We start from the raw sequence: 14,736 nt of genomic DNA on the forward strand, positions 1-14,736 counted from the left end.
AGCGGGGCTTAACTGTTAATATCTCATAATTCAAAATTGAATACTTACGCTCCAAAAACACCTTTTATTTTCCCCCAAAGTCCTTTTGATGCTTCTTTGGCTTCCTCTATTTTTTCAGTGGCAACTTCTTTTAAGTCTTCAATCCCTTCGCTTACTTCTTCTTTCAAATCATTGAATTCCTCAGTAGCTTCGGCTTTCAACTCTTCTGCTTTTGCAGCAATATCTATGTTTTTTAATTCCGTAATTTTTTCATTGACGGCTTCTTTTACATCTTCAAATTTTTCAGTAGCTTCTGCTTTCAGTTCTGTGATTTTCTCTGTAGCTGTTACCTTGGCTTCTTCAAATTTTTCGGTAGCTTCGGCTTTTATTTCCTCAAATTTTGCTGTTGCTTCCACTTTCAATTCTTCTGCTTTTCCTGAAATATCAATACTTTTTAATTCAGTGATTTTTTCAGTTAATGCTTCTTTTACTGCATCGAGTTTTTCTGTTGCATCAACTTTTAGTTCGGAAACTTCTTCTGCTGTCGCTGTTTTTAATGCTTCAAGTTTCTCTGTCGCCTCAGCTTTCAAATCAGCAGTTTTTGCTGCAACATCAACACTTTTCAATTCAGTGATTTTTTCTGTTAGTGCTGTTTTTACTTCTTCAAGTTTTTCGCTAGCTTCTGCTTTTAATTCCTGAGCTTTCGCAACAACATCAGTACCAGTAATTTCACTAATTTTATCTGTGGCGGTTTTCCCTAAATCTTCAAGTTTGTCAACAAGTGTTGCTTGCTTATCTTCTAATTGTTCGTCGGTTTGAGTTTCTTTATTTTCCATTATTTATGTTGTTAAAGTGACATTACACAAATATGATTAATTTTAACAAAACTCCCTAATAATCAACACAATAAGTTATCATTAAATAAACTTACTAAAGTTCTTTTTTAGGATTACGAAAAGCATATACTAAAACGCCAGTCGCAAACAGCACTACAGGCACACTTAGCCATTGACCCATATTAAAAGCCATATCATTTTCAAAAGATACTTGATTTTCTTTAAGGAATTCATAGAAAAAGCGAAGAATGAATACGTACAATAAAAAGATGGCTGTCATAAATCCATTCGTTGTATTTTGCTTTTTCTTCGACCAAAACCACATCAAGATTACAAAAAGTACCAAACAAGAAAGACATTCGTATAATTGAGATGGATGACGTGGCACTACTTCAAAATAATCATGTCCGAGCGATGGATCATTAAAAAAGTTAAAAGCCCAAGGTACATCGGTTTGTTTTCCTACGATTTCAGAATTCATCAAATTTCCAAAACGTATAAATGCTCCGCCCAAAGCTGCCGTTGGCACTACTCTGTCTGTCACATATAAATAAGGAACATTTCTCTTTTTTGAGTACAGATAAAAGGCAATTAACATCCCAATTACTGCTCCGTGCGATGCTAAACCTGCATAAGGAGGTTTAATCATTGAGATAAAAAACTTAACAGGATCACTTAATAATAACGGATATTCATAAAAAAAGTAATGTCCCATTCTAGCACCTACAACGGTGGCAATCATGGCATAAAGTAATAATTCATCAGCTTCTTCAAGTGATCTACCTTCTTTTTTGAAGATATAGCTAAGTACTTGATAACCTGCTAAAAAGGCCATTGCAAACATTAGTCCGTACCAACGAATTGGGAAACCGAAAATTTCAAAAATTTCTGGAGAAGTATGCCAGTCAATATATGTTAATAACATTTGAATATGTTGATTTTAGAATAAAAATATTTTTCAAAAATACTGCTTTTATATCGAAAGACTTTCTTTTACTTTATTAAAATGCCGTGAAAATCATTCCGTATTTTCTTTATAAACTTAAGTAAGCTTCTAAACCTCCTTCTAAATTTCTTAAATGCTGAAAGCCTTTTTTTGCTAAAATTTTTCTGGCTATTTCGCTTTGCAAACCTGAATAACAAACAATTATAATTTCTTCCTCTTTCAAATGAGCTATTTTTTCAACAGAAAGTAAGAGTTCGTCTAAAGGAATTTGCATTCCCCCAATATCAAAATCTTCAATTTCGTAAGGCGTTCGGATGTCTAAAATACGAAGTGTTGCCAAACGCTCTTTAAACTCAGTTGGAGTAATACTGGATGAATTCATGTTAAATAAAAGTGGTCTGCCTTTCGACAGACCACCCGAAATTATTTTAAAGCAAAACCAAATTAATCTAATTTATTATAAGCTAAAATGCCACCTAATACATTTCTGACGTTGGTATATCCTTGTGCAGTTAAAAATGCTTTAGCGTTTCCTGAACGAGCTCCCGAACGACAATGAACAATCACTTCTTCATTTTTCCAAGCTTCAATTTCATCCAAACGGTCTGGTAATTCTCCTAATGGAATCAATTTTGCACCAAGATTTTGTTCTTCGTATTCATAATCTTCTCTTACATCAAGAAAATTAAAATTCTCACCTTTGTCAATTCTTTCTTTAAGTTCTTCTACAGTAATATCCATTGTGTTGGTATTTTATTGATTGTTAATATTAATGACTAATCCATATTTTTCTGACAAATGTATTACGTTCATTTGAAAGTCGCAAAAGATACATTCCTGAATTTAGATGCTGTAAATTAATCGACTGACTGTCAACATTTTCTTTCAAAATACTTCTTCCGTAAACATCTAATACTTCTACATTTTTCAAAGAACTATCGTTCCAATGAATAATATCAGGACTTGGATTGGGCGAAACTACCAAATTTTTATCTTGAATTTCAGTCTCATTTTCTAGTACAATATCCAAAGTCTTCCCTCCCATCACTGGGCGAATCATCATACTTCCTCTAATTGCTTTATAAATACTTGTATCAGCATTGGCTACATTCGTCCACGAATTACTGATGTTGAAAAAGTGCTTATTGGTGAATTGAGGCGAATTTTTATCTAAACCAACAATAATTGGTTCATCGTCGGTCAGTTGTAAGTAACCCACATAAAAAGTATCTGTAACGGCAACGGGGTCGATAGTATATTCAATGAAACCATTTTGAACATCCGAGTACTGTACTTTTGTATAAAGTCCTCTCAAGATTTGCCCCGGTTTTCCGTGGTCATTTCCCATTACTTGTAAGGTAATGGCATTGCCAACAATACTTGTTAATGAAGGTTGAAGATTGATTCGAATAGCGTTTACAACATCTGGTTTATTATTGACAAATTGTACAGCTACTCTTCCAAAACCCTTTTTCAGATAAGCTCCAGTTTCTGCTGTTCCGTCGTCATAAGCATAAAAATTATCTAAAGCTACTGTAGTTGAAATCGTATCATTTTGAGTAAGAATACTGTTTTTGAAAGAAATATTACTAGCATCTTGTGTCCCCAAAAGGAATTTAAAATTTAAGTAAGCTTTGTCGCCAGTAATTTTACTCGCAAAATCATTTTTGAACTTGAATACTTTTGAAGCTCCAACCGACAAAGCATCTCTTCCCACTCTTTGGGCTTTTTGCAAAGTATCGTTTCCAGCTGAAAGATTGGTATTTCTGACAGAATAATAAATATTAACATCGTTATTATTACTGTATAAATTATTCACTTTCACACCTGTAGAATCGTTGATTTCTGCCAAAGGCGAAGGTTTTCCAGCTAAAAATTGGACCAATGGCATCGACCGATAACGCTTTAATACTGGTTCTATATTATCGCTACAAGCAATATCTTTCAAATAAGAAACTCTTTCAAATTTATTCGTTTGGTTATTCAGCACACTTCCTAAAATATAGCCATTTACAGAATTATCACTCTTTTTTGCCAAACAAACATAATCTAAATGCCAAACATCAAATTGTCCTGATTTTCTTCCAAAACTCTGAAAACGAAATTGAAAATTTCCATGGAAGTACAAACTCGCACGAATTGGCAAAATTACTTGACTGAAATTTGAGGGAAGATTTACACCTTTTTGTACCCAAACAGTATTCCAAATATTGCCATTCGTTAAAAATTGTAATTGTAGCGAATCTGATAAATCTGGCTGTTCGCCCAAGCCTTTTCCTTGCCAAAAAAAACTAAAATATAATGAATCAGCAGCAGTATTCGCAGATAAATTGATGGGAAGTGACGTTAAAGTATCTGTTGCTCCTTGCGTGAGTTGATTGGTAAAATCATAAGGAAAACCATTGGCTTGTAGTCCATCAAAAGTTGCTACATTTACCGTTGGCTGATTGACAGCTAAAGTATTATTAACAAAAACGCCTCCGTTTGTTTGCCAAAGTGAAGGTATTACTTGTCCATTTTTGGCAGTCGAAAAATCATCAAAAAATGGAAGTGTCACAGCATTTATTCTATTATTTGCTTGACTTTTGGGTAAATTTCGCTGAATTGGAACTGTTAAAAATTGTGCATACGAAACTTGATGAATCAATAGAAAGAGTAGAAAAATAAAGAAGTGTTGCGTGAAACCACACAACACTATATTTTTTGATTTGATTAAATCAGAGGATATTTTTTTCATGAAATCGTTTAAAAGTAAAATATCAATTCGGTGGATTACCCGCAACCCAAAGGTCTATCATATCTCCTGAACGAACTTTATTTCCGTTTTCGCATTCAGGATTTTGTTTGATAATCGTTCCTGCTGGTTCGGTAGAAGTTGGGTCGTAAATAACAGTACCAATTTGTAAACTAGAACCTTTGATAACGATTTGTGCTTCATCATACAATTGTCCAACTACACAAGGTACATCTATTTCAACAGAATCAGTTCCATTACCGACAACCAAAGTAACTTTAGAGCCTTTTGCAATTAACGCTCCCGCTTCGATTTTCGTACCTCCGAACTTCACTTCTAATACTTCATTTTGTCGGCTATCGTTTTGATACTCCAAATCTGGTTTCAATAAACCCGAAACCAATAACTGTTGTTCTGCACTTCTTACAGACATTTCCGTAAGTTTCGGCAACTTAATCATCGGAGCCGTTTCGGTATTGATTGTCAAATAAATTTTTCTTCCTTGTTTTACTTTAGAGTTTTCTAAAGGATATTGAGAAAGTACCGTAAGTGGTTTTAAACCAGCCGTGAAAGTGCTATCTGTTACTTCAAAATCAAGATTTCTTTCGTCCAAAAGGTCTTCTGCTTCTTCCATCGTTAATCCTTTTAAACTAGGAACAGTAATAGCATCGCCGTGATTGGTACTCCAAGGCAAATACACGAAGAAAAAACCAAAAAATAACACCATTAACAAAAGTGTAATGATGGCAGCATGGAGATAAACGTCTTTTTTTGAATTGGTGGAAATTTTCATCATTAATTTTTTAGGGAAATATTAACACTTATCAGTTAGTATTTTTCAATTTTATGGAATAAAATGGCTAATCTTTCAAAGATTAAAGATATTTACCAACGGACAAAGCATATTTATGTTGCAATTTACAAGATATTCATTTGGGAAGAATAGATTTCGTAATATTTTAACATATTGCATCATATTTAAGGATTTAAGATTTTACGATGGAAAACAATATTATTTTACTAACCGATAGTTACAAAGTAAGTCATTACAAACAATATCCCGAAGGCACAGCGCAAATTTACAGCTACTTCGAAAGTCGTGGTGGTAAATTTGAAGAAATTACTTTCTTCGGATTACAATATTTGTTGAAAGAATTTTTAGTCGGACAAGTAATCACGCAAAGTAAAATTGACCAAGCTGCCAAATTGTATGAAGCTCATTTTGGCAATGCAACTTTATTCAACAAAGCAGGCTGGGAATATATTCTGAATAATCATGCAGGAAAATTACCAATTCGTATCAAAGCTGTTCCAGAAGGAAAGGTAATTCCGACGCACAATGTAATGATGACGGTAGAAAATACCGACCCAAATTGCTTTTGGTTGACCAATTTTCTGGAGACATTATTATTACAATTGTGGTATCCAAGTACGGTTGCTACGATTAGCAGAGAAGTAAAAAAACTTATTATTACTTACCTTGAAGAAACAGGCGACCCCAATACGATTGATTTTAAACTACATGATTTTGGTTTCAGAGGAGTAAGTAGTGTTGATAGTGCAAGTATTGGTGGAGCGGCACATTTAATCAATTTTATGGGAACTGATACTGTAGCTGCCTTGACTTTTATCCAGAATTATTATGGAAATGAAAATGATATGTTTGGTTTTAGCATTCCTGCGGCTGAACATAGCACTATCACGAGTTGGGGAAAAGACCATGAAGTAGATGCTTACGAAAATATGTTGACACAATATCCAGAAGGTTTGGTAGCAGTTGTTAGTGATAGTTATGATATTTATAATGCTTGCGAAAAACTGTGGGGAGGATTATTAAAAGAACAAATTTTAGCCCGAAAAGGTACTTTAGTCGTTCGACCAGATAGTGGAGAGCCGAAAGATGTCGTGCTGAAAGTTGCTGAAATTCTGGGTGAAAAGATTGGTTTTACCACTAACCAAAAAGGTTACAAAGTATTACATCCAAATATCAGAATTATTCAAGGTGATGGTGTGAATTATGAAAGTATCGGCGAAATTTTAGCTCATTTAAAAAATCATGGCTGGAGTGCCGACAATGTAGCTTTTGGCATGGGCGGAGCTTTGTTACAAAAAGTAAATCGTGATACACAAAAGTTTGCTTTTAAATGCAGTGCTGCAACCATTAACGGAAAAGAACAAGAAGTTTTTAAAGACCCCATCACCGATCACGGTAAATTAAGTAAAAAAGGCAGAATGAAATTAGTCTTTGAAAACAATACTTATCAAACGAAAAGTCTTGACGAAAGTGGAGAAGACATTTTGGAAACAGTATTTGAAAACGGAGAAATTTTGAAAGAAATTAGTTTTGGAGAGGTGAAAGAAAATAGTAAGTAAATATTCCTTTCCTATTTGTATTCAAATAAGAAGCTTTTTTGATTTTACTTGGTTTCTATTAAAATAAAAAGCGGTCGAAAATCAAATTTCGACCGCTTCAAACTAATCTCTTCTACCTTTATTATTCCCTCTAAAAGGTTTCCACTCTTTATTTTCGGGCTTAACGTATGGTTTTTTCTTCTTGTTTTTATCTAAACTTCCAGCATTATTTGGAATAGATTCATTCACTATAATTTTTCTTTCGTCGATTTCTGCACCATTCAATGACTCTATCGCTAGTTTAGCTTCCGCATCATTAGGCATTTGTACAAAAGCAAAGCCTTTGTTCTGACGAGTAATTTTGTCAATCACTATTTTAGCTGAAGTTACTTCTCCATATACTTCAAAAATCTCTTTCAGTCTTGCATCCTTCCACTTGAAAGGAATACTTCCTACATAAATATCCATTATTAATTATTTTATTTCAGCACAAAGGTAAAACATTCTATCCTATGTTTTGGCTGAATCCTGATAAAGCTTTTATACTGTTCGTAAATATGCTACTGAAATACCTTCTATTTTCTCTAATTTACCCAAAATCTGATTTGATAGCGATTGACGAAAATCTATTTCAATACTACACTGATTATCAAATTGTTGATTCTTGATTTTTAAATCAAAATCCTTCACCACTTTCATCACATCGTTCATTTGAATATATTCAAACTGTACTTGATAGACTTCATTTATGGTTTTTTCAATTACATCAGCCTCCGCCAAAGCTTCTTCTGTTGCAGATTTATAAGCATTGATAAGTCCCGGAACGCCCAGTAAAGTGCCGCCCCAATAACGTACTACGACCACTAAAATATTGGTAATATCTTTTGACAGAAGCACATTCAATATTGGGCGACCAGCCGAACCTGATGGTTCTCCATCATCGTTTACTCTGAAATTTGTTCTATCCAAGCCCAAACGATAAGCATAACAAAAATGTACCGCCTTGAAATGTTCTTTTCTAAGCGGTTCTATCAAAGTCTTTACTTCCGATTCTTGTTCTATCGGATAAGCAAAGGCAAAAAATTTACTCCCTTTATCTTTAAACAGTCCTTCTGAGGGTGTTTTTATGGTTTTGTATATATCTTCCACTCAATTTGAAAATTTGAAGATTTGGAAATTTGAAGATGATTTACTCTTTAATTTGAAAGTTTGGTGATTTGAAAATTTGAAAATGATTCTACTCTTAGATTTGAGAATTTGAAGATTTGAAAATTAAACCTCATCTTCAAATCTTCAAATTTCCAAATCTTCAAATCAACACAAAATCCTCAAATCAAAACACTTATTCCCTTCTCCCGATAAACCACAACATCCTCCTCCAAAGCATTCGTTACCAAAACATCTACCAAAGTAATCGGTGCGAAAGTTAAGTACTTGTCTTTTCCCAATTTTGAGGCATCGCAAAGGAAATAGTTTTTTGCCGAAGCCTTTGCCATCGCCAACGTAATACTGGCTTCGTCTTCGCCAAAAGCACTTAATCCATTTTCAGGCGAAATGCCATCTACACCCAAAAAAGCCTTATCTACCTTATAACGAGCAATATGTTCCTCCGCAATTTTGCCGTGTACTGCTTGACGTTCTTGGTCAATTTCTCCCCCAATCAGGTTAATTGATACTTGACTGTTCATCAATTCATATACCACAGGCAACGAATTCGTAATCACTTTTATCCGCTTGTTTTTGATAAACTGGCACATTCTAAACACCGTACTGCCACAGTCCATTAAAATACTTTCGCCCTCCTGTATTTGCTGTGCTGCCAACTTACAAATCTTATCTTTCTCTTTGGCATTTACCGCCGTTTTGTTGGCAAAGGTAAAAGGCATTTGTGCCAAAGACAATTTCATCGCTCCGCCATGCGTGCGGAACAATAAGCCATCCGTCGCCATTTGTTGTAAATCTCTGCGGATGGTAATTTCTGAAATATCTAAAGCTTGAGCAAAATCTTTTACTTCGGCTTCGCCCTTTTCTTCTAAAATTTTTAGAATAATCTGCTTTCTATTTTGAAAACTCATAAAAACATGATTAATTTGTTCAAAAATAATCAATAATTATCAAATATAATCATAAAATGACGCCAAACATCAAAATTAATAAAACCGAAGTACTTTCTAACAATTGGTACACTTTGCGAAAAATCACTTTCGACATCCAACAAAAAGATGGTTCTTGGATTACACAATCTCGTGAAGCCTACGACCGTGGCAATGGTGCGGTAATTTTATTATACAATGTTGCTAACAAAACAGTGATACTGACCGAGCAATTTAGAATGCCGACTTATCATAATGGAAATCCGACAGGGATGATGATTGAAGCTTGTGCAGGTTTACTCGACCAAGATAACGCAGAAGATTGTATCAAAAGAGAAACCGAAGAAGAAACTGGCTTTAGAATTACCGAAGTAAAAAAGATTTATGAAGCGTATATGTCGCCCGGTTCGGTGACTGAGATATTATATTTCTTTGTAGCCGAGTACGACAAAAGCCAACAAGTAAGCGAAGGTGGCGGAGTAGAAAGCGAACACGAAAACATTGAAGTATTAGAATTGCCTTTTAAAAAAGCCCTTGACATGATAGAAACAGGTGAAATAAGAGACGCAAAAACCATAATGCTTTTACAGTACGTTCAGTTGAAAGGCTTATTAAATTAAAACAAAAACAACATTTCTGTAAGACTTCTACCAATTAACTAAGCAACTATCAAATTGACCTTTAAGACATTTCATCTTGAAGGTCTTAATTTTCAAGTCTCCATTACCTATACACACTTTGCAATTGCTTATGCACAAAACGCTACTGGCTATTCTCACTTTGCTACTGCTTATGCACAAAACGCCACTGGCTATGCACACTTTGCTACTGCTTATGCACAAAACGCCACTGGCTATGCACACTTTGCAACCGCCTATGCACAAAATGCTACTGGCTATTCTCACTTTGCAAACGCCTATGCACAAAACGCTACTGGCTATTCTCACTTTGCAGGTGCTTATGCACAAAACGCTACTGGCTATTCTCACTTTGCAGGTGCTTATGCACAAAACGCCACTGCTATTCTCACTTTGCAAATGCTTATGCACAAATCACTTTGAGCAATAATCAAGATGCTACTTTTGTGATTTGCATTATACCATGAAAACTTACCGTATAATAAGTTTTTTGTAATTAGTGAATTGAATGTTTTTGATTGGTTTTTGGAATTGGTAGATTGGTGTTTGAAATCAGTAACAATACAAAATTACGACATCGATAATACAACGAAAAATAGAAATAACACAAAACAATACAAAAAGTACTACAAAACTTTCGCATATTAGCGAGCAAGTGTATGACAACCGTACTGCACAACAATTAACGGACAAAAAAAGCGTGAATGGGAAACTCAACGGACATTAACCTAAATATAAATTCTGACACTGTTTTATTGTTCGATATGGACGGAACTTTGATTGACACAGACTTTGCAAACTTCTTATCTTATCAAGAAGCGATAAAATCTATTATTCAGAGCGAAACTGAAATTCAATATATTCCGAATGAAAGATTTAATCGAACCACTTTAAACAAAGTAGTTCCAAATCTGACAGAAGAAAAATTATTAGACATTATCAAACAAAAGGAAATAAACTACAATAAATATTTATCTCAAACAAAACTGAATAAATCTGTTTCCGAAATCCTTAATCGCTATTCAAAAACTAACAAAACTGTATTGGTAACAAATTGCCGAGAAGACAGAGCAGTTTTAACATTAGAATACCACAAACTTATTGACAAATTCAGTCATTTATTTTTTAAGCAAACTGACGACAAAGACAATCGTGTAAACAAATATAAAAATGCACTAAACAATTTGAGCCTATCGGCTAAAATTGTTATTGCTTTTGAAAATGAGAAAATTGAAATTGAAGATGCAAAACTTGCAGGAATTCCTATTGATAACATTATAAGTTTATAAATTATGACACCATTCACAATTGAACAAAACAATTACTTGACACAGGACATTCAAGCATTTTATCATACAGATTTTGGCGGAGCACAACTGCCGAACAACCCAAATTTTCTCTATAAATTAAAAAATGACCCTCACCATAATTGGACAGATTACCGGCTTCAAGAAGCACAACAAGAATTTTTAAGAGTTTTACTCAATGACCTTCCTGAAGTTTTACGGCAAATCAATAAAACTCCATTAACAGTTTGTGTTGTTCCACGAGCCAAAGCTGAAAATAGTTATAATCCAAATCAATTGCTTTTTAAAGCTACAGTCAGAATTGCAATTAATCGATTAGGAAATAATTTCATCGATGGCACAAATTATATTGAAAGACATATGAATACAAAGACAACACATATTAGACAGCCAATGGAAGGATACATAAATGATGGTTCGGTTCCATATGTTGGAATTACAAATGCAACCTGTAATATTTCAAATGATGTTATTGGTAAAGATATTTTGTTAATTGACGATATTTACACCAGAACTGTAAATATTGATGAGGACGCAATTCAATCATTAATAGATAAAGGTGCAAATTCAGTTTCGTTCTATGCAATAGGCAAAACTGTTTACAACCATTAAATAGTATTAAGATGAAGTACACAGACAACGCAATTAACATCATAACAGCTAAGACCTATAAAGGTATTGGCAGAGCTTGGATAAATAAAATGTTAAAAGGCAATGAAACCGTTGAAGCAATAGTATCATTGTTAAATAATAATTCAAAACAAGAGAAATTAATAACAATTGAAGATTTTGAGTTTGACAAAAATCAAATTACAAACCAAATAGAAATATTTCAAGAAAGTTGCGATGGACTTGTAGCAATTGGCGATAAAAATTTTCCAAAATACAGAGGAAATGTAAAGGAAAGTGAACGTCCAATTTTTCTTTTTTACAAAGGCGACATTAGTCTTCTTGATATTGAAAATTCTTGCATTACAGTTATTGGTCTTCTTAATCCAGATGAAAAAATCGAAATCAGAGAACAAAAAATTGTTGCAGAAATCATAAAAAAGGATGTAATAATTGTAAGCGGTTTAGCATTTGGTTGCGACAGTATTGCACATAAACAAGCACTAAATGGAGGAAAAACAATAGCAGTTTTACCAAGTCCGCTAAATAATATAATGCCAGCAAAAAATAAAAGTTTAGCATTTGAGATAGTTGAAGAAGGTGGACTTTTAATAACTGAATACTATGACGAACATAAATCTGCGATGGATTTAAGCAGTAGATATAAAGACCGAGATAGATTACAAGCGTTATTTTGCGATGCAATTATTTTAGCGGCAAGTTACGCACAAGACACAGCAGAAAGATGGAAAATGTTTGGACAAAAATTAGATAGTGGAGCAAGATTGGCAATGGGATTTGCAAAAGATTATAATATTCCAAGAGCTGTTATGTATGACCAAAAACTTGATGTTGAAAATCCAATGTTTGACCTGAATAGACAATTAATTGCTGAACAAAAAGACATTACAATTCTGACACAAAAAAGTTTGGACGACTTAATTAACAAGGTAAAATCAAAAAACGAAATTAATAATAAAAAAAACGCTTTTCAGCCAGGTTTATTTGGTTGAAAATTTAGTGACAGAAACAACACCTGCGCTCGCTGTTCCAAGTTTAAGAACTTGGAACAAAAATGAAATGCAGTCTCTGACTGCAATACAAGCAAAATAAAAAACTCCAACAATGGGTTTCGCCTATAAAATAAATAATCCTAGAGGAACATACTTTATCACCTTTGCCAAGTTCAATGGGTTGATGCCTTTACCAGAAAACGTTATGTTGATATTGTGTTAGAAAGCATAAAGTATTGCCAAAAAGAAAAAGGGTTAAGAATTCATGCTTGGTGTATTATGTCGAATCATGTCCATTTGATTGCTTCAACGCTTCATCCAAAACCTACTTTATCCGATATTTTAAGAGATCTTAAAAAATTTACTTCCAATAAAATCTTAGAAGCTATTCAGGATGAACAAGAAATAGAAAGTAGAAAAGGTTGGATGTTATGGTTATTTAGAAGTGCAGGAGAGCGTAATCCAAACAACACATTTTTCCAATTCTGGCGACAAGACAATCATCCAGAAGAGATTTTCTCAGCAAAATTTATGGATAGTAAATTAGACTACATTCATAATAATCCTGTAAAAGCTGGCTTAGTAGAAGAACCTTGGGAATATTTACTCTCGTCTGCAAGAGATTATATGACTAATAGAAAAGGATTATTAGAGATTGATTTTGTTTGATATATAGGTTGCAGTCGGAGACTGCTTTTTATTGAGCGTTCCAAGTTTAAAAACTTGGAATAGCGAGGGGCTTATGAGTATTTTTGCCAAGAACTTATTTAACATACTAAATCTATGCAAACACAAAATGCTGTATATATTGCTCAAAGTCTTGATGGTTATATTGCCGACAAAAATGGTGGCATCGCTTGGTTAGATTCAATCCCTAATCCTGATGGTGATGATATGGGTTATTATACTTTTCTAAATCGAATGGATGCCCTTGTGATGGGTCGCATTACTTTTGAAACTGTCTGTGGTTTTGATTGCGAATGGCCTTACCAAAAACCTGTTTTTGTGTTGAGCAATACGCTCAACGAAATTCCTGAAAGTCATCAAGACAAAGCTTTTCTTGTAAAAGGAACATTATCCGAGATTCTTTCACAAATACATCAAAAGGGCTACACTCATTTGTATATTGATGGTGGAAAAACCATTCAACAGTTCTTGAAAGAGGATTTAATAGATGAGATGATTATTACTACTTTCCCTCTCTTACTTGGCGGAGGTTTTTCACTCTTTGGAGCATTAGCACAGCCCTTAGCTTTTGAAGTACAATCTTCTCAAATCCTTTTAGGCAATTTGGTACAAACACATTTTGTCAGGAAAAAGCTTTAATTAGTATTTAGTTAAACCTATAAGGATTTATATAATTAACTAGAAATAAGAGCTTTAACCTCAAATCCTTATAGGTTTATATTCTCAATTTATTTATTCTTAATACTTATTCTAACAAAGCTTTAACAAAAAAACAAAACCACGCAAAATATGGATGCATCTTGGACTGACAGATGGAACGATAGATACAGTAAAGAGGAGTTTGCTTATGGCGAGCAACCTAATAATTATTTAAAAGAACAATTAGCAAAACTGAGTATAGGTTCTATCCTTTTTCCAGCAGAAGGCGAAGGAAGAAATGCCGTTTATGCTGCCAAAATGGGTTGGGATGTTTCAGCATTTGATATTAGCATTGAAGGGAAAAACAAAGCCTTGCGATTGGCAGAGACTAACCAAGTAAGTATAGATTATCAGGTTGGGGAATTACAAACTTTAAATTTTCAAGCAGAACAGTTTGATGTTATTGCTTTGATTTACGCACATTTTCCTGCGGAGATTAAATCATCAATCCATCAGACATTAGATAAGTATTTACGCAAAGATGGAATCATTATTTTTGAAGCCTTTAGTAAAAACCATCTTGATTATATTGCAAAAAATGAAAAAGTCGGTGGACCAAAAGAGTTAGCGATGTTGTTTTCTATTGAAGAAATACAAGCTGATTTTGAAAATTATGAAATCGTTGAATTAGTAGAAACTGTCATCGAATTAAACGAAGGAGTATTTCATAATGGACAAGGTTCTGTGATTAGATTTGTGGGAAGGAAAAATTAAGGAAATTATTTCTATATGAATGATAATTGAGCAAAATAGTAATTGTCGAAAAAAATTAACCTAATTACAGATATAAAAATGAGAAAAGAAGCAGTCTCAGCACTTCTTTTCTCATTTCTATAGTCCTTT

Annotated in this window: 18 protein-coding genes; 9 read left to right on the top strand and 9 right to left on the bottom strand. The window is 33.7% G+C overall.

Going from position 1 to position 14,736, the window contains the following annotated elements; genetic code table 11:
- Nucleotides 1-44: 44 nt before the first annotated feature.
- The 6 genes from VB776_RS21100 to VB776_RS21125 all read right to left on the bottom strand — a co-directional run bounded on the left by VB776_RS21100 (nucleotide 45) and on the right by VB776_RS21125 (nucleotide 5,291).
- Nucleotides 45-815 carry a V-type ATP synthase subunit I domain-containing protein gene (locus VB776_RS21100; RefSeq protein WP_323698852.1) on the bottom strand — a complete coding sequence of 257 codons (771 nt, stop codon included), beginning with the start codon at nucleotides 813-815 and terminating at the stop codon, nucleotides 45-47.
- Between the two features lie 94 nt (nucleotides 816-909).
- Nucleotides 910-1,740: a prolipoprotein diacylglyceryl transferase gene (gene lgt, locus VB776_RS21105; RefSeq protein ID WP_323698853.1), complete on the bottom strand. Its 831-nt coding sequence runs from the start codon at nucleotides 1,738-1,740 to the stop codon at nucleotides 910-912.
- A 109-nt stretch (nucleotides 1,741-1,849) separates the two neighbouring features.
- Nucleotides 1,850-2,143: a rhodanese-like domain-containing protein gene (locus VB776_RS21110; protein ID WP_323698854.1), complete on the bottom strand. Its 294-nt coding sequence runs from the start codon at nucleotides 2,141-2,143 to the stop codon at nucleotides 1,850-1,852.
- A 62-nt stretch (nucleotides 2,144-2,205) separates the two neighbouring features.
- On the bottom strand, nucleotides 2,206-2,502 hold the full coding sequence (locus VB776_RS21115) for a rhodanese-like domain-containing protein (protein ID WP_323698855.1): 297 nt from the start codon (nucleotides 2,500-2,502) through the stop codon (nucleotides 2,206-2,208).
- Between the two features lie 28 nt (nucleotides 2,503-2,530).
- Nucleotides 2,531-4,498 carry a T9SS type A sorting domain-containing protein gene (locus VB776_RS21120; protein ID WP_323698856.1) on the bottom strand — a complete coding sequence of 656 codons (1,968 nt, stop codon included), beginning with the start codon at nucleotides 4,496-4,498 and terminating at the stop codon, nucleotides 2,531-2,533.
- 22 nt (nucleotides 4,499-4,520) lie between these two features.
- Nucleotides 4,521-5,291, bottom strand: coding sequence for a PASTA domain-containing protein (locus tag VB776_RS21125; protein WP_323698857.1), 771 nt, complete (start codon nucleotides 5,289-5,291; stop codon nucleotides 4,521-4,523).
- Nucleotides 5,292-5,494: 203 nt separating this feature from the next.
- Between VB776_RS21125 and VB776_RS21130 the strand changes: the two genes are divergently transcribed.
- On the top strand, nucleotides 5,495-6,868 hold the full coding sequence (locus VB776_RS21130; protein ID WP_323698858.1) for a nicotinate phosphoribosyltransferase: 1,374 nt from the start codon (nucleotides 5,495-5,497) through the stop codon (nucleotides 6,866-6,868).
- Nucleotides 6,869-6,970: 102 nt separating this feature from the next.
- On the opposite strand, the gene VB776_RS21135 is transcribed toward VB776_RS21130, so the two are convergent.
- From VB776_RS21135 to VB776_RS21145, 3 genes are all read right to left on the bottom strand, one after another.
- Nucleotides 6,971-7,315, bottom strand: a complete 345-nt coding sequence (locus VB776_RS21135) for an RNA recognition motif domain-containing protein (RefSeq protein WP_323698859.1) — start codon at nucleotides 7,313-7,315, stop codon at nucleotides 6,971-6,973.
- 72 nt (nucleotides 7,316-7,387) lie between these two features.
- Complete coding sequence (locus VB776_RS21140) at nucleotides 7,388-7,996, bottom strand: IMPACT family protein (protein ID WP_323698860.1); 609 nt, start codon at nucleotides 7,994-7,996, stop codon at nucleotides 7,388-7,390.
- A gap of 179 nt (nucleotides 7,997-8,175) precedes the next feature.
- Nucleotides 8,176-8,922 (bottom strand): DeoR/GlpR family DNA-binding transcription regulator, encoded by a 747-nt coding sequence (locus VB776_RS21145; protein WP_323698861.1) that lies wholly within the window; start codon nucleotides 8,920-8,922, stop codon nucleotides 8,176-8,178.
- Nucleotides 8,923-8,978: 56 nt separating this feature from the next.
- Here VB776_RS21145 and nudK point away from each other — a divergent pair, with 56 nt between their 5' ends.
- The 8 genes from nudK (at nucleotide 8,979) to VB776_RS21185 (ending at nucleotide 14,607) form a co-directional block, all read left to right on the top strand.
- Complete coding sequence (gene nudK / locus VB776_RS21150; protein ID WP_323698862.1) at nucleotides 8,979-9,560, top strand: GDP-mannose pyrophosphatase NudK; 582 nt, start codon at nucleotides 8,979-8,981, stop codon at nucleotides 9,558-9,560.
- A 54-nt stretch (nucleotides 9,561-9,614) separates the two neighbouring features.
- Nucleotides 9,615-10,001, top strand: a complete 387-nt coding sequence (locus VB776_RS21155) for a hypothetical protein (RefSeq protein WP_323698863.1) — start codon at nucleotides 9,615-9,617, stop codon at nucleotides 9,999-10,001.
- A gap of 281 nt (nucleotides 10,002-10,282) precedes the next feature.
- Nucleotides 10,283-10,867, top strand: a complete 585-nt coding sequence (locus VB776_RS21160; protein WP_323698864.1) for an HAD family hydrolase — start codon at nucleotides 10,283-10,285, stop codon at nucleotides 10,865-10,867.
- Between the two features lie 3 nt (nucleotides 10,868-10,870).
- Entirely contained in the window at nucleotides 10,871-11,497 is a 627-nt protein-coding gene (locus tag VB776_RS21165; protein ID WP_323698865.1) for a phosphoribosyltransferase, read from the top strand.
- Nucleotides 11,498-11,508: 11 nt separating this feature from the next.
- A complete protein-coding gene (locus VB776_RS21170; RefSeq protein ID WP_323698866.1) occupies nucleotides 11,509-12,507 on the top strand; it encodes a DNA-processing protein DprA in 999 nt (332 codons plus the stop codon).
- Nucleotides 12,508-12,723: 216 nt separating this feature from the next.
- The gene (locus tag VB776_RS21175; RefSeq protein WP_323698867.1) at nucleotides 12,724-13,176 is read left to right on the top strand and encodes a transposase; all 453 of its coding nucleotides are present in this window, start codon (nucleotides 12,724-12,726) and stop codon (nucleotides 13,174-13,176) included.
- Between the two features lie 114 nt (nucleotides 13,177-13,290).
- Nucleotides 13,291-13,833 carry a dihydrofolate reductase family protein gene (locus VB776_RS21180; RefSeq protein WP_323698868.1) on the top strand — a complete coding sequence of 181 codons (543 nt, stop codon included), beginning with the start codon at nucleotides 13,291-13,293 and terminating at the stop codon, nucleotides 13,831-13,833.
- A 150-nt stretch (nucleotides 13,834-13,983) separates the two neighbouring features.
- Nucleotides 13,984-14,607, top strand: coding sequence for a class I SAM-dependent methyltransferase (locus VB776_RS21185; RefSeq protein WP_323698869.1), 624 nt, complete (start codon nucleotides 13,984-13,986; stop codon nucleotides 14,605-14,607).
- Nucleotides 14,608-14,736 lie beyond the last annotated feature (129 nt).

This window comes from Arcicella gelida (assembly GCF_034931025.1).
GTDB classification, from domain to species: Bacteria; Bacteroidota; Bacteroidia; order Cytophagales; family Spirosomataceae; genus Arcicella; species Arcicella gelida.

Coding starts and splice junctions, on each gene's coding strand:
- VB776_RS21110 (WP_323698854.1), bottom strand. CDS start 2,143: ATGAATTCATCCAGTATTACTCCAACTGAGTTTAAAGAGCGTTTGGCA.
- VB776_RS21145 (WP_323698861.1), bottom strand. CDS start 8,922: ATGAGTTTTCAAAATAGAAAGCAGATTATTCTAAAAATTTTAGAAGAA.
- VB776_RS21125 (WP_323698857.1), bottom strand. CDS start 5,291: ATGATGAAAATTTCCACCAATTCAAAAAAAGACGTTTATCTCCATGCT.
- VB776_RS21135 (WP_323698859.1), bottom strand. CDS start 7,315: ATGGATATTTATGTAGGAAGTATTCCTTTCAAGTGGAAGGATGCAAGA.
- VB776_RS21160 (WP_323698864.1), top strand. CDS start 10,283: ATGGGAAACTCAACGGACATTAACCTAAATATAAATTCTGACACTGTT.
- VB776_RS21115 (WP_323698855.1), bottom strand. CDS start 2,502: ATGGATATTACTGTAGAAGAACTTAAAGAAAGAATTGACAAAGGTGAG.
- VB776_RS21185 (WP_323698869.1), top strand. CDS start 13,984: ATGGATGCATCTTGGACTGACAGATGGAACGATAGATACAGTAAAGAG.
- VB776_RS21170 (WP_323698866.1), top strand. CDS start 11,509: ATGAAGTACACAGACAACGCAATTAACATCATAACAGCTAAGACCTAT.
- VB776_RS21100 (WP_323698852.1), bottom strand. CDS start 815: ATGGAAAATAAAGAAACTCAAACCGACGAACAATTAGAAGATAAGCAA.
- VB776_RS21120 (WP_323698856.1), bottom strand. CDS start 4,498: ATGAAAAAAATATCCTCTGATTTAATCAAATCAAAAAATATAGTGTTG.
- nudK (WP_323698862.1), top strand. CDS start 8,979: ATGACGCCAAACATCAAAATTAATAAAACCGAAGTACTTTCTAACAAT.
- lgt (WP_323698853.1), bottom strand. CDS start 1,740: ATGTTATTAACATATATTGACTGGCATACTTCTCCAGAAATTTTTGAA.
- VB776_RS21165 (WP_323698865.1), top strand. CDS start 10,871: ATGACACCATTCACAATTGAACAAAACAATTACTTGACACAGGACATT.
- VB776_RS21130 (WP_323698858.1), top strand. CDS start 5,495: ATGGAAAACAATATTATTTTACTAACCGATAGTTACAAAGTAAGTCAT.
- VB776_RS21180 (WP_323698868.1), top strand. CDS start 13,291: ATGCAAACACAAAATGCTGTATATATTGCTCAAAGTCTTGATGGTTAT.